This is a genomic window from Paenibacillus sp. OSY-SE (assembly GCF_000283315.1).
GTDB lineage: Bacteria > Bacillota > Bacilli > Paenibacillales > Paenibacillaceae > Paenibacillus_B > Paenibacillus_B profundus.
The window spans coordinates 1-286 of record NZ_ALKF01000087.1 but is presented as its reverse complement, the minus strand read 5'-3'; the positions used below and the strand labels follow the sequence as shown (position 1 = coordinate 286).

The window sequence follows — 286 nt, the reverse complement described above, 5'->3', positions numbered from 1 at the left end:
GTAAGCATATGGGTCGGGTTAAAACCTATTTGATATTCTCAATAGAGGTGAACTCATGAATACTTTGGGACACCAATGTAGAAATTTAAGACTACTCCATAAATGGACACAAGAGGAACTTGCTAATAAAATCGGGGTAACTAAACAGGTTGTTTCTAATTGGGAGCGAAATGTAGCACGGCCTGAAATTAATCATTTAATAATCTTTAGCAAAGGTTTTTGATGTTACAACCGATTATTTACCCTGTATTGCTAATCGAATGCCGTTCCCCTACTGTGTGGACTC

At 37.4% G+C, this 286-nt stretch carries 1 protein-coding gene; it reads left to right on the top strand.

Features of this window, described 5'->3' with window-relative positions; all coding sequences use genetic code 11:
• Positions 1 to 55: 55 nt before the first annotated feature.
• Positions 56 to 223 carry a helix-turn-helix domain-containing protein gene (locus A372_RS35765; RefSeq protein WP_016818708.1) on the top strand — a complete coding sequence of 56 codons (168 nt, stop codon included), beginning with the start codon at positions 56 to 58 and terminating at the stop codon, positions 221 to 223.
• Positions 224 to 286: the final 63 nt, after the last annotated feature.

What these genes read in the sequence shown, in the direction of transcription:
- A372_RS35765 (WP_016818708.1), top strand. Translation starts at nt 56, where the DNA reads ATGAATACTTTGGGACACCAATGTAGAAATTTAAGACTACTCCATAAA.